Origin of the sequence: Mesorhizobium sp. M0816 (assembly GCF_040320005.1) — a bacterium.
Classification (GTDB): Bacteria; Pseudomonadota; Alphaproteobacteria; order Rhizobiales; family Rhizobiaceae; genus Mesorhizobium.
This window is the reverse complement of the sequence record NZ_JAMYOT010000006.1, coordinates 168,380-181,331: the sequence shown is the minus strand read 5'-3', so window position 1 is coordinate 181,331 and position 12,952 is coordinate 168,380. Positions and strand designations below refer to the sequence as shown.

The window sequence follows — 12,952 nt, the reverse complement described above, 5'->3', positions numbered from 1 at the left end:
AAACGATGAACCGCTAGAACCGCCGGCGCCTGCAAATCATGTGGCCGCGCTCGGCGCCGCAACCGGCGGAGCCGGCCTGCGCGAGCGGCCGAGGTAATAGACCGCCGCCGCTGCGATGACGCCCGCTGCCAGGATGCCCGCCGCCAGCACCGGCCGGTACCAGAACCAGGCGATGGCCATCGTCGTCGCCCCGACCAGGATCGCCAGGAAGAACGCGATGATGCCGGTACCCATCCGCGCCATGCTGCCGAGCAAAGGAATGACGTCGAGGATGACGCCGATCGGCCCGAGCAGCAGGGCAAAGCCGATGGCCAGGAGCAGCACGCCGGCGGCGCGCAGCAGCCAGGTGATCAGCGTGTTCGCGCTGACCGCTTCGGCGAACATCTTTTCCGCCGGAACATTGCCGGTGTCGACCATCAGCAACTGGTCGCCGGCGATTGTCTGGTATGGCTCGAAGCCGCCCCCCGTCTGGCGCGCGACGACGCTGACCACGCCGAGCGGCGCCAGTTCGTAGCCGATGCGGTAGTCGCCCAGCGCCGGCGACGTGGTGTTGAAACCGAGATAGATTTTTCCGTCGACGATGTTGACCCGCTTGGTGCCGGTATAGGCGGCGTCTATGGCGGCCGACTGATCGGCAGACAGTGAGAACGTCTTGTCGCCGCCGATCAGGTCCAGCACGGGCCGGTCGAGCGTGAAAGCACCGAGCTTGCCGTCCGGAATCTGGAATTGCTTGCTGTGGATCTCCATCGGCGGATTCTCGTGGCCGTCCGGCTTCTTGAACTCCGACGAATTGATCTGGCTGTCGTCCCACACCTTCGAATAGCTGTAGGTCGTCACCGTCTCCTCGCCGCCGCCCAGCTTCTTCGTCGTCTCGGATTTCTCCTCTTCTTTCCACTGGTACATCTCGGCGCCGCGCGACAGCCGCAACCCCTGCGCCGAAATACCGAAGTCCGGATCGGCAAGGCCGCTGCTCGCCGTCACCGCCCCGGTGACATGGACGAGCTTGCCGTCATTGGCGGCATCGACGCTGTCGGCGCCGACCGAGACCACCGCGCCCGATCCCTCGGCCAGCGAGCGCGCCGTCTGCACGGCCCGGCCCTCGTTCCAGAACAGGCCGATCACCATCAGCACGATCAGGAGCAGCCCGAAGACGACCCCGGCGAGCGCGCGTTTGATCCGCCCGAACCACGAGACGGACGTCACTTCCTGAAATGAATCGCTCATTATTTCCCCCATCCCCCGAAACCAGTCTCGCGAAATCCGCGCTCTGCCGCGCAGTGGCAAGCAACCAGCGTCACCCCAAACCGGGGCGGACGCCCATCCGTCTCGGCACCGGGAGCTTATCGCAATCGGCGAGCCGCCGATACGGCACAGTTGCGATCCGACCCGGTTTCGCGGCCGTAAAGCCCATCGCTCACCGCCAATTCATTGAATTCGTTTCCGTCAAATCGCGTTGATGTCAGATTCGTCTGCAGTTGGATTGTAGCCAAATCAGCCGTTCCTTGGGGGGCGCGGCAATCACCAAAGCTTGATGGTCCGCAACTATTCCGGAATCAGATCGGCTAGTGGGCAATGCTCCACCAGCAGGCTCTTGCAGAGTGCGTAGTCTTCGTACGCGAAAACACCTTGGTGCGCCCGTAACCCCGTTGCGTGACGTGGTGCGGCAGACGGCGAACGACAATGCGGGCAAGGCGAGGCATGCGATCAATCCGAACACAGAGCCTGTCGGTTGGGCAGCAAAAAGTGCACCATCATCGTAGTTCGATTCGGACGGATCTCAGTATAAAAAGGAGAGATATAGGAAAAATAAATAGGACAATAAATCCATATATGCTGCCGGCTATCAAAAATACGTTCTCATATGGGTAAAATGTAGTTATTAGACAAGCGATAATATACAATACTACGTTCTTTTCATACAATTTGTCACCAAGTATGTTCAACATAAGATATGTGTACAAAATAGCACATGTAAATATTTGTATTAAAGCCAGGCCGCTCATGCTCGCAAGCGGTCTAAAAAATACGTGAGGTATAGCCACTATGAGAATGGCAATCGACATCACCTTGAGAGCTCGCGCTTTCATTTCAGTCCCTCGGTAATTTCCTTCTGGCAATTTTCCTACGTACGGACCGCAGTTTGATCAAGTCCGAGCTGTGGAGCCTGAAGGGCCGAATTACCTTCATGCCAGCATCTGAATCGGCGCACGCAGTGGCGTGCGCTGACCGGCTCCGCGATCGCTATCCTGTTGTTGGACCATGATCTTTTTCCAGAATGCGTTCGCCCTTTGCAATGTGATGTTCTATTTTGAATGCATGGCTTGAGGAGCCTATCCATCGGAAGAACAAAAAGCGTTTTGAGCCCGGGAAAGCATTTATGAACGACGACACACCGGAAAGCGAAAGCGTCTCGGCGCTGGCGCCGTTCCGGCACGGCATCTTCCGGGCGGTGTGGTCCGCCAGCCTCGTCTCCAATTTCGGTGGCCTCATCCAGGGCGTTGGCGCCGCCTGGATGATGACGACGATCGCCACCTCGTCCTACCAGGTGGCATTGGTCCAGGCCTCGACCACCTTGCCGATCATGCTGTTTGCGCTGCTGGCCGGCGCTATCGCCGACAGCTTCAACCGGCGCAAAATCATGCTGATCGCGCAGATCTTCATGCTCGTCGTCTCGGCTCTTCTGACCGTCTTCACCTATCTCGACCTGATGACGCCGTGGACGCTGCTCGCCTTCACCTTCCTGATCGACAGCGGCACCGCGCTCAACAGCCCGTCCTGGCAGGCTTCGGTCGGCGACATGGTGCCTCGCACCAAAGTGCCGGCGGCGATCGCGCTCAACTCGATGGGCTTCAACCTGACGCGCAGCGTCGGCCCGGCGATCGGCGGCATCATCGTTGCCGCTGCCGGTGCCGCCGCTGCCTTTGCCGTCAACACGCTGAGCTATGTCGGCCTCATCGTCGTGCTGGCCCGCTGGAAGCCGGAACTGCCGGCATCGACCTTGCCGCGCGAGACGCTGGGCGCCGCAATGGGCGCCGGCCTGCGCTACGTCGCCATGTCGCCTAACATCGGCAAGGTGCTGGTCAGGAGCTCCGCTTTCGGCTTCAGCGCCGGCGCGGTCCTGGCATTGCTGCCGCTGGTCGCGCGTGACGTCGTCAAGGGTGATGCCTTGAGCTACGGCATCATGCTCGGCGCCTTCGGCATCGGCGCCGTCGGCGGCGCGCTGACCAGCGTCAGGCTGCGGCAGCTGCTGTCCAGCGAAACCATGGTGCGCATGGCATTCGCCGGCTTCGCCGTCTGCGCCTTCAACGCCGCCGTCAGCAATCATGCCTGGCAGACGTCGCTCGGCCTGCTGCTTGGCGGCGCCTGCTGGGTGACGGCGCTTTCGCATTTCAACGTCACCGTGCAGATGTCGACGCCGCGCTGGGTGGTCGGCCGCGTGCTTTCGGTCTACCAGACCGCGACCTTCGGCGGCATCGCGCTCGGCAGCTGGGTCTGGGGTGTCGTTGCCGACGCGCATGGCGCCGAAGTCGCCCTGATGGCGGCCAGCGTCGCCATGCTGGCGGGAGGCGCCATCGGCCTGCTGCTGCCGCTGCCGCAGCAGGCGGTGCTCAACCTCGATCCGCTCAACCGTTTTCAGGAGCCGCATCTGGCGCTTGATCTCAAGCCGCGCAGCGGTCCCATCGCCATCATGATCGAATATGTCATCCGCAACGAGGACGTACCGGAATTCCTCGCCACCATGGCCGAGCGCGGCCGCATCCGCCGCCGTGACGGCGCCCGCAACTGGGCCTTGGCGCGCGATCTCGAAAATCCGTCGATATGGATCGAGCACTACCACACGCCGACCTGGATCGAATATATCCGCCACAATCGGCGCGCCACCTACGCCGACGCGGTCATCGGCGAGCGCATAAGGGCGCTGCACAGCGGCAACGAGCCACCTCGCGTCCGTCGCATGATCGAGCGCCCGACGACAGCAGGCACCGCGCTGGTGATGCCGAAGGGACCGATCGAGCATTAGTGGCTGGCGGTGCGTCCAGTTGGACGAGCAAATGAAATTGCGGCGCCTGGCCCAATCCGCGAATGCACGAACAGGATGGCCATTGTGGAGAGACGGTTATATCAGTTGGTGTGACTATGACCACTAAGGGGAGACGATGCGTTACATACGTCCGCTTTCAATTGAAGACGCCGCCGGCCTGTTGGCCGGTTCAGCCGGCACGGCCGCCATCCTCGCCGGAGGCAGCGACCTCTTGGTGAGAATGAAAGGCGGCTTTATCGAACCCGACCTGATCGTCGACATCAAGGCGATCGACGGGCTTGGCGAGATCAGGGAAACAGCCGAGGGCTTCAGCATCGGCGCGGCGGTCCCCTGCGCATTGCTGGGCGAGAACACGGCCCTGCAGAAGGCATGGCCCGGCGTCGTCGAAGCGGCCAAGCTGATCGGCTCGAAGCAGGTGCAGGGACGCTGCACCATCGTCGGCAATCTGTGCAACGCCTCGCCGGCCGCCGACAGCGTGCCGGCGCTGGTGGCCGCTGGCGCCAAGGCGGTGGTCGTCGGCCCGGGAACCAGGCGCACGATTGCCGTGGAAGCGGTGCCGACGGGGCCGGGCAAGACATCGCTGGCCAAGGGCGAGATCATCGAGGCAATCCTGCTCGACAGCCGTCTGCCGCGTTCGGGCGATGCCTATCTGCGTTTCATTCCGCGCACAGAGATGGACATCGCGGTGGTAAGCGCCGGCGTGAACTTGACGCTCGATGAGCAAGGTCGCGTCAAATCCGCCCGTCTGGCGTTGGGCGCCGTGGCGCCGACGGTGATTCTGGTCGAGGAGGCCGCCGAGGTTCTCATCGGCTCCAAGCTGGATGAAGCCACGCTGGAGAGGCTCGCCAAGGTCTGCTCGGGCGCCTGCCGCCCGATCGACGACAAGCGCGGCACTATCGAATTCAGACGGAAAGTCGCGGGTGTGCTGGCCAAGCGGGCCGCCACGACCGCCTATGCACGCGCAGGAGGCAAATGATGGCTGGTGTGGCAGTATCAACGACAATCAACGGCGACAATGTCGAGTTCCTTTGCCAGCCGGACGAGACGCTGCTTGACGTGCTGCGCGATCGCCTGGGGCTGACGGGCGCCAAGGAAGGCTGCGGCACCGGTGACTGCGGCGCCTGCAGCATCATCCTCGACAATCGGCTGGTGTGCTCGTGCCTGGTGCTCGGCGCGGAGGCCGAGGGTCGGCACGTCGAGACCATTGAGGGCATGGCGCATGGCGACAGGCTGCATCCCCTGCAGCAGAAGTTCCTGGAACACGCCGCACTTCAATGCGGCGTCTGCACTCCGGGCTTCCTCATGGCGGCCAAGGACCTTTTGGCCAAGAACCCCGATCCGACCGAGGAGGAGATCCGCTTCGGCCTTGCCGGGAACCTCTGCCGCTGCACCGGCTATGACAAGATCGTGCGTGCCGTTCAGGACGCCGCCAGCGTGATGAAGGGAGCATGACGATGAATTTCGATCCGCGTTACTCCGGACGCAATTTCACCTCTGTCGGCACGCGTCCCATCCGTCCCGACGGCGTCGACAAGGTGACGGGCCGCGCACGCTATGGCGCCGACTTCAACATGGCCGGGCAACTGGTCGGGCGCGTTCTCAGAAGCCCTCATGCGCATGCCACGATCAGGAAGATCGACACGTCGAAGGCGGAGAAGCTCGCCGGCGTCAAGGCCGTGATCACCGCGGCCGACCTGCCCGACCTCACCGACGGCGATGCCGCCATGTACGACATCCTCGACAACTGCATGGCGCGCAAGAAAGCGCTCTATGACGGCCATGCCGTGGCCGCGGTGGCTGCGGTCGATGCCCGCACGGCGAGGCAGGCACTGAAGCTGATCGAGGTCGACTACGAGGTGCTGCCGCATGTCACCGACGTCGACGAGGCGATGAAGCACTCCGCACCTCTGGTCAACGACGCCATCTTCACCGAGGGCCTCGAGCAAAAGCCCGTCAAGCCTTCCAATGTCACCAAGCGCACCCAGTACGGCCATGGCGACATCCATGTAGGTTTCGGCCAGGCCGACTTCGTTGTCGAACGCTCCTTCAAGACCGAGCAGACGCACCAGGGTTATATCGAGCCGCATGCCTGTGTGGCCAATGTCAGCTCCGACGGCACCGCCGACCTCTGGGTCTGTACGCAAGGCCATTTTGTCTACCGCCAACACTGCGCCCAGCTGCTTGGCATGGAAGCCTCGAAGCTGCGCGTCACCTCCTCGGAGATCGGCGGCGGTTTCGGCGGCAAGACCCATGTCTGGGCCGAGCCGGTGGCACTGGCGCTGTCACGCAAGGCCGGGCGGCCGGTCAAGCTGGTGATGACGCGCGACGAGGTGTTCCGCGCCTCCGGCCCGACCAGCGCCACCTCGATCGATGTTCGGATCGGCGCCCGCAAGGACGGCACGATCACGGCGGCCGAGGCGACGCTGCGCTATTCCTGCGGCCCCTATGCCGGCATGTGGGCCGAGATCGGCGCCATGACGGCCTTTGCCTGCTACAAGCTCGAGAACGTCAGGACGGTCGGCTACGAAGTGCTTGTCAACCGGCCCAAGACCGCGGCCTATCGCGCGCCGTCGGCTCCGATGGCGGCGTTTGCGGTGGAAAGTGCGGTCGACGAGCTGGCCAAGGAGATCGGCATGGACCCCGTCGAGTTCCGGATCAGGAACGCGGCGCAGGAAGGCACCAGATCGTCCTATGGACCGGTATACGGCCCGATCGGCATCGGGCCGACGCTGGAGGCGGTGAAGAATCATCCGCACATGAAGGCGCCGCTCGGCAAGAACCAGGGCCGCGGAATGGCCTGCGGCTTCTGGTTCAATTTCGGTGGCCAGACCTGCACCGACCTCAACATCGGCATGGACGGCTCGGTCTCCCTTGCCGTCGGAACCGTGGACGTGGGTGGTTCGCGCGCGTCGCTGTCTCTGGTGGCGGCGGAGGAGCTCGGTATCCCCTATGAGCAAATCAAGGCGGTGGTCGCCGATACCTCCAGCCTCGGCTACAACGATATGACGGACGGCAGCCGCGGCACCTTCTCGTCTTCGATGGCGACGATCTCCGCCGCTCGCAACGCTATCAAGGTGTTGCGGGAACGCGCCGCACAGATGTGGGACATTCCCGTCGACGACGTGGTCTGGGAAAAAGGTCACGCGATTGCCAAGGGCGAGAAATACGGCAACCTTGCAGCATTGTCGCTGAAGGAGATCGCAGCCGCGTCAGGGAAGACGGGGGGACCGATCGCAGGCCACAGTGAGCTCGTCGCCGACGGCGCCGGCGTCTCCTTCGCCACCCATATCTGCGATATCGAGGTGGATCCCGAGACAGGCTCGACCAGGGTGCTGCGCTACACCGTCGTTCAGGACGCCGGCAAGGCGGTGCATCCGACCTATGTCGAGGGGCAATACCAGGGGGGTGCCGCACAAGGCATCGGCTGGGCGCTCAACGAGGAGTATATCTACGGCAAGGACGGGCGGCTGCAGAACCCTGGCTTCCTCGATTACCGCATCCCGGTCTGCTCGGACCTGCCGATGATAGACACACAGATCCTCGAAATCCCCAATCCCAACCATCCTTACGGGGTGCGCGGCGTCGGCGAGACCTCTATCGTGCCGCCGCTGGCGGCGATCGCCAATGCGGTGTCGAACGCCGCGGGCGTGCGCATGACGCACATCCCGATGTCGCCGCCGCGCATCCTGGCGGCGCTCGAGGCAGAACGGGAGGGCTGATGGTCGAAGTGACGCTCTGGGGATCGCTCGGCGCGATCGCCGGAGGCAAGAGCAAGGTCGAGATCGAGGCGAAGGATATTCGGGAGCTGTTCAGGAAGCTGGCTGAGCAGTATCCCGGCCTCGAGCCCTACATCGATCGCGGCATCGCCGTCGCCATCGACGGGACGATCTATCGCGATACGTGGTCGAAGGAGCTGCCGGAAGGGGCGGAGATTTTCCTGCTGCCGCGTCTTGCCGGGGGATAACTGGACAACCCTGTCCTACCCATTGACGACCAAGACATGGCCTAGGCTCGAGAAAAACCTCGGCTATCCACGAGAATTCTTGGCCAGTTCAGCCTGCGAGTTTGGCTCCTTTTCGATGACTGCTTCTGTGTCAATCACAGACATAGAGGCGAGCGAGCTACACGTCTGCTTTGAGGCGAAAGCAGCCGCCCGCAGCGTAGAAGTCAAATGGCTTGGGTCAGAACCTACCATTTACCAATGTCAGCTTCATGATTCATAGGCACAGTCTTGGGAGTCAGATGCGATGGCGGAGCGTCTCAATGATCACCGCCATCGCAGGCGAGAGCTGTCGCCTGCTCGGGTAGTAGAGGTGATAGCCCGCAAATGGCGGACTCCAGTCGTCAAGCACGAGCCTAAGGCATCCCTTGGCGATGTGGTGGCTGACGAGGTTTTCCGGGACATAGGCGATTCCGAAACCGCTTATCGCAGCCTCGATCATGGGAATGGACGAATTGAAGGTGAGTTGGCCTTCCACCCGCACACGAAGGTCGCGGCCATCCCTGGCGAATTCCCAGGCATATAATCCGCCGAACGTCGCCTGCCGCATATTAATGCAGTCATGATCGACCAGATCCTGCGGTGCGGTCGGAACAGGATGGCGGGAAAAGTACTCCGGCGAAGCCACGGCCACGAGCCTCCAATCCGGCCCGATGCGCACTGCGATCATATCCCTGTCGATGCTCTCACCAAGCCGCACGCCTGCGTCGAAGCGCTCCTCCACAATGTTCTTCATGCCGTTGTCGCTGTAGAGTTCGACGCACACGTCAGGATAGTCGCTGAGCAAGGGCTGCAGCTTCGGCCAGACGGTCGTCTGGAGCGCATGGTCGGAAAGCGTGATACGGACCGTTCCGGAGGGTTTGTCGCGAAAGGCCACCAGGCTTGCGAGGTCGGCTTCGATTTCCTCGAAGCGGGGAACAAGAGATTGGAAAAGTCGCTCGCCGGCCTCGGTCGGAGCGACGCTCCGCGTCGTACGCGTCAGCAGGCGGACGCCAAGACGAGCTTCAAGCTCCTTGATTGTCGAGCTCAGAGTCGACTGCGAGGTTCCGAGCTTGGCCGCCGCCTTGGTGAAGCTGCGCTCCCGGGTGACCGCCACGAACCAGAGCAGATCCTTCATGCCATCGCGCTGCATCGGGCACCTCCCGTCTGACATTTATATCATAAGCAGATAAGTCCATGCGAATTACTCAGTCTAATAGAATGGGTTCCTCTGCAATATCTTCCAGCATGGTGATGGGGATGGGCGGCTGATCCACCCCCGTCGCCTTGCAAGGATGCCAATTATGGAAACGACCTACGACACAAGGCTTGTCGAAGACCGCGCCGCATGGGGCGCGGTGCTGTCGATGGCGCTGTGTGTTTCCGTGCTCATCGCGTCGGAATTCATGCCGGTCAGCCTGCTGTCGCCGCTAGCGGCCGATCTCGGCATCACCGAGGGCCGCACGGGACAGGCGATCTCGATTTCGGGCGCTTTCGCCGTCGTGACCAGCCTGCTGGTCACCGGCCTCACGCGCCGGATCGACCGCCGACTGGTCGTGACCGGCTTCACCCTTCTCCTCATCGTGTCCGGGCTCGCTGTCACCTTCGCGCCGAACTACGCGTTCCTCATGGTCGGCCGGGCGCTGCTCGGCATCGCGATCGGCGGGTTCTGGTCGATGTCGACCGCGATCGTCATGCGCCTCGTGCCGCAAGACATGGTTCCGAAGGGTCTCGCCATGCTAAACGCTGGCAATGCCATTGCGGCCACCATCGCCGCGCCGCTGGGCAGTTTTCTTGGCGCCTATGTCGGCTGGCGCGGCGCTTTCTTCCTCGTCGTGCCGCTTGGGCTCCTGGCGCTGGTCTGGCAGTGGACAAGCCTGCCGGCGCTGCCCCCGCGCCGGAGGAAGCGTCCAGGCAATCCGCTGGCGCTCCTCGGCCGTCTTCCTGTCGCCACCGGCATGGCGTCGATCATGATGCTGTTCATGGGCCAGTTCGCGCTCTTCACCTATCTGCGGCCCTTCCTCGAGAGCGTCACTAGGCTCGACATCGCTGCTCTCTCGGCGATCATGCTGGCGATGGGGCTGGCGGGGGTGCTCGGCACCCTCTGCATAGGCCGGATTTTGCGCACGCGCCTGTTCAGCATCCTCATCGTCATCCCGCTGGTCATGGCCGCGCTGGCAGCTGCGCTCATCGCCCTCGGTGCCTTGCCGGTTCCCACAGCGCTGCTGCTCGTTGCCTGGGGCTTCTTCGGCACGGCCGCGCCCGTTGGCTGGGGCACGTGGCTCTGCCGCACGTTGCCGGACGACGCGGAGGCCGGCGGCGGGTTGCAGGTAGCCGTCATCCAGCTCGCCATCACCGGCGGCGCCGCCATCGGCGGCACGCTCTTCGATACGGTCGGCTGGTGGGGTGCATTCACTTTCGGCGCGGTGCTGCTCTGTGGATCGGCGCTCGCCGCCTTTGCAGCATCGCATTTGGCCCGGAGGTCGCAGCCATGACGGCAGCCATGACGATCGACCGTCCGGACCTCAGCCGCCGCGCGTTGCTCGGCGGCGCGCTCGCGGCAACGGTCCTGCCGCGGGCCGCCCGCAGCCAGCAGGGCAGCGACCCAGGCAGCCAGGAGCCCACCGACATGAAGATCAAGATGATTTTCAATGGCCGGACCATGACCGCCACGCTCTACGACAATCCGTCGGCGCGCGACTTCTTCACCATGCTGCCGCTCGATCTCACCATCGACGACTACGCGCATAACGAGAAGATTGCCTATCTGCCGCGCAAGCTGACGGAGGAGGGCAGCGGCCCGTTCGGCAACGAGCGGCCATACGACCTTTGCTACTTCATGCCCTGGGGCAATCTGGCCATGTTCTACGCCGACTACCGCCATCCCGGGCTGATCAGGCTCGGCCGCTTCGACGCGGGCGAAGAGGCCCTACACGTAAGCGGCAAGTTCCCGCTTCGCATCGAACGCATCTGACAGGAGATCACCATGGATATTCTTCGCGCAGGCACCAGGCCGTCTGGCAACGGGCCTTCCGACTGGTTCACCGGCACGGTCCGGATCGATCCGCTGTTCAACCCGTTCGACGCCGCGCGCGTGCAGGGCGCGCAGGTGACGTTCGAGCCGGGCGCCCGCACCGCCTGGCACACGCATCCGCTTGGACAGACGTTGATCGTCGTCTCCGGCCTCGGCCTCGTTCAGAGTGAGGGCGGGCCGGTCGAGGAGATCCGTCTCGGTGACGTTGTCTGGTTCGCACCCGGCGAGAAGCATTGGCACGGTGCCTCACCCGAGACGGCCATGATCCACATTGCCCTCCAGGAGGTCAAAGACGGCAAGGTGGTGGACTGGCTGGAACACGTCAGCGACGCCGACTACGGCGCCTGACATCGATTGAACGAAAGTAAAGCAAAATGCTCGCAACCGTTCTTCATAAGCCCGGCGACATCCGCTGCGAGGAAGTCGAAGACCCAAGGATCCTTCGCCCGACGGATGCTATCATCAAGCTCTCGGCGAGCTGCATCTGCGGCTCGGACCTGTGGCCCTATCGCGGGCTGCAGCCGGTCAACGGCCCGATGCATATGGGCCACGAATATTGCGGCATCGTCGTCGAGGTCGGCGCAGAGGTGCGCACGGTCCGTCCCGGCCAGTTCGTCGTCGGCTCGTTCTGCCTCTCCGACAATACCTGCCCGCATTGCCGCTTCGGCTTCCAGTCGTCCTGTGTGCAGCGCGAGTTCATGTCGGGCGCGCAGGCGCCTTACGCCCGCGTGCCGTTGGCGGATGGCACACTGGTCGCCACCGCCGAGGTGCCGCCGGCCGAACTCATCCCTGACCTGCTGGCTGTGTCCGATGTGCTCGGCACCGGCTGGTATGCGGCCGACGCAGCCGAGGTCCGAGAAGGATCGACGGTGGTGGTGGTCGGCGACGGTGCGGTCGGCCTGATGGGCGTGCTTGCGGCCAAGGAGATGGGCGCCGAGCGCATCATCGCCATGAGCCGGCACGCCAGCCGCCAAAAACTCGCCCGCGAATTCGGCGCGACCGACATCGTCGCTGAGCGCGGCGAGGAAGGTGTGGCCCGGATCAAAGGGCTCACTAAGGACGTCGGCGCGGACTCGGTGCTGGAATGCGTTGGCACGGCGGAATCCTTCGACCAGGCGCTGGCCTGCTCTCGCCCCGGCGGCACCATCGGCTATGTCGGCGTGCCGCATGGCGTGAGCTTCGATGGCCAGAATCTCTTCTTCGGCCAGAAGCGCATGCTGGGCGGCCCCGCGCCGGTGCGCCGCTTCCTGCCCGACCTCATGGACCGTGTGCTCAAGGGCAGGATCAAGCCCGGCAAGGTCTTCGACCTCAAGCTGCCGTTGGCCGAGGTCGCTGAAGGCTACCGCGCCATGGACGAGCGGCGCGCCATCAAGGTCATGCTTTCGGTGTAAGCGAAGATTGGGCGGACGGCCTGTCCGCACCCACAAACCAGAAAAAGAACAACGACATATGACAATGAGATTGAAGATCGCTGCCCTTGCGCTTGCGCTTTCGGTCGCCACGCCGGCTTTCTCCCAAGAGTCCCCGATCATCGGCGCATGGCGCATGAGGTCGCTCGAGGCCGGTGCCGAGGGAAACCTCAAGCCCGTGCCATATTCCGGCCAGGTCATCTTCACCGAGGCCGGCACCCTCTCGGTGCAGGCCCAGAACCCCGACGCTAAGGCGCCGGACACGCCTTACACGGCGAATGGCTACGAAGCCTATTACGGGCCGGTCGCCATCAACGACCAGGACAAGACCTTCGTCATCACGATCGAGTCCTCCCTGGTCCGCAACCTTGTCGGGAAGAGCATGAAACGCAAATTCGAAGTCTCGGACAACAAACTGGTCCTGACGCCGGACAATCCGGCCGAAGGCTGGCGCGTGACCTACGAACGTTACTGATCGGAACAGCCCG

General features: G+C 63.3%; 12 protein-coding genes. 10 read left to right on the top strand and 2 right to left on the bottom strand.

From position 1 onward, the window contains the following. Positions 1–36: 36 nt before the first annotated feature. Positions 37–1,224, bottom strand: coding sequence for a TMEM43 family protein (locus NKI17_RS11400; protein ID WP_352633620.1), 1,188 nt, complete (start codon positions 1,222–1,224; stop codon positions 37–39). A 1,153-nt stretch (positions 1,225–2,377) separates the two neighbouring features. On the opposite strand from NKI17_RS11400, the gene NKI17_RS11395 reads away from it, so the two are divergent. The 5 genes from NKI17_RS11395 (at position 2,378) to NKI17_RS11375 (ending at position 8,006) form a co-directional block, all read left to right on the top strand. Continuing rightward, the gene (locus NKI17_RS11395) at positions 2,378–4,021 is read left to right on the top strand and encodes an MFS transporter (RefSeq protein WP_352905964.1); all 1,644 of its coding nucleotides are present in this window, start codon (positions 2,378–2,380) and stop codon (positions 4,019–4,021) included. A gap of 136 nt (positions 4,022–4,157) precedes the next feature. Next, positions 4,158–5,018 (top strand): FAD binding domain-containing protein, encoded by an 861-nt coding sequence (locus tag NKI17_RS11390; protein WP_352905962.1) that lies wholly within the window; start codon positions 4,158–4,160, stop codon positions 5,016–5,018. Further along, on the top strand, positions 5,018–5,494 hold the full coding sequence (locus NKI17_RS11385) for a (2Fe-2S)-binding protein (protein WP_352465814.1): 477 nt from the start codon (positions 5,018–5,020) through the stop codon (positions 5,492–5,494). The genes NKI17_RS11390 and NKI17_RS11385 overlap by 1 nt, the downstream gene beginning before the upstream one ends. A gap of 2 nt (positions 5,495–5,496) precedes the next feature. Beyond that, entirely contained in the window at positions 5,497–7,761 is a 2,265-nt protein-coding gene (locus NKI17_RS11380; RefSeq protein WP_352906002.1) for a xanthine dehydrogenase family protein molybdopterin-binding subunit, read from the top strand. Next, positions 7,761–8,006 carry a MoaD/ThiS family protein gene (locus tag NKI17_RS11375; protein ID WP_023675441.1) on the top strand — a complete coding sequence of 82 codons (246 nt, stop codon included), beginning with the start codon at positions 7,761–7,763 and terminating at the stop codon, positions 8,004–8,006. Before NKI17_RS11380 ends, NKI17_RS11375 begins: the two co-directional genes overlap by 1 nt. A gap of 274 nt (positions 8,007–8,280) precedes the next feature. On the opposite strand, the gene NKI17_RS11370 is transcribed toward NKI17_RS11375, so the two are convergent. Next, the gene (locus tag NKI17_RS11370) at positions 8,281–9,174 is read right to left on the bottom strand and encodes a LysR family transcriptional regulator (protein WP_352905960.1); all 894 of its coding nucleotides are present in this window, start codon (positions 9,172–9,174) and stop codon (positions 8,281–8,283) included. Positions 9,175–9,325: 151 nt separating this feature from the next. On the opposite strand from NKI17_RS11370, the gene NKI17_RS11365 reads away from it, so the two are divergent. The 5 genes from NKI17_RS11365 to NKI17_RS11345 all read left to right on the top strand — a co-directional run bounded on the left by NKI17_RS11365 (position 9,326) and on the right by NKI17_RS11345 (position 12,939). Further along, a complete protein-coding gene (locus NKI17_RS11365; protein ID WP_352905958.1) occupies positions 9,326–10,516 on the top strand; it encodes an MFS transporter in 1,191 nt (396 codons plus the stop codon). Then, positions 10,513–10,995 (top strand): cyclophilin-like fold protein, encoded by a 483-nt coding sequence (locus tag NKI17_RS11360; RefSeq protein WP_502894480.1) that lies wholly within the window; start codon positions 10,513–10,515, stop codon positions 10,993–10,995. Before NKI17_RS11365 ends, NKI17_RS11360 begins: the two co-directional genes overlap by 4 nt. 12 nt (positions 10,996–11,007) lie before the next feature. Beyond that, positions 11,008–11,403: a (R)-mandelonitrile lyase gene (locus tag NKI17_RS11355; RefSeq protein ID WP_352620421.1), complete on the top strand. Its 396-nt coding sequence runs from the start codon at positions 11,008–11,010 to the stop codon at positions 11,401–11,403. Between the two features lie 26 nt (positions 11,404–11,429). Beyond that, positions 11,430–12,446, top strand: a complete 1,017-nt coding sequence (locus NKI17_RS11350; RefSeq protein WP_023675436.1) for a zinc-dependent alcohol dehydrogenase family protein — start codon at positions 11,430–11,432, stop codon at positions 12,444–12,446. 64 nt (positions 12,447–12,510) lie between these two features. Then, a complete protein-coding gene (locus NKI17_RS11345; RefSeq protein WP_352783484.1) occupies positions 12,511–12,939 on the top strand; it encodes a lipocalin-like domain-containing protein in 429 nt (142 codons plus the stop codon). Positions 12,940–12,952: the final 13 nt, after the last annotated feature.